This window comes from Pseudomonas sp. LFS044 (genome assembly GCF_047978245.1).
GTDB lineage: Bacteria > Pseudomonadota > Gammaproteobacteria > Pseudomonadales > Pseudomonadaceae > Aquipseudomonas.
The window spans coordinates 1-256 of sequence record NZ_JBFPFX010000085.1; the positions used below are offsets into that span (position 1 = coordinate 1).

At 55.5% G+C, this 256-nt stretch carries 1 protein-coding gene; it reads right to left on the reverse strand.

Annotation, left to right across the window (positions count from 1 at the left end; translation table 11 throughout):
* Positions 1-256, reverse strand: a 256-nt coding sequence (locus ACNQPL_RS26725) for an integrase core domain-containing protein (protein ID WP_416468393.1), incomplete at both ends; no start/stop codon positions are given.

A 256-nucleotide genomic window follows, 5' to 3' on the forward strand; every position in this document is an offset into this window, starting at 1 on the left:
TTCTGTGTTGTAGATCTGCACTGCCTCGTCAACCATCTGCCTCGCTTGCTCCAGATCTGCAGGACTACTCAACAGCAGCTCCATCTTGAGGATTCCGTTGATTCGCTCGGCCAGCGCGTTCTGGTAGCAGTCATACCCATCGGTTATGGAGCACTGGACGCCGTGCCGTTGATGCAGTGACTGGTATAGAGCCGAGCAGTATTGGATGCCTCGATCCGAATGGTGGACTAATGGCTGGCGATGACGTCGCTTGCGC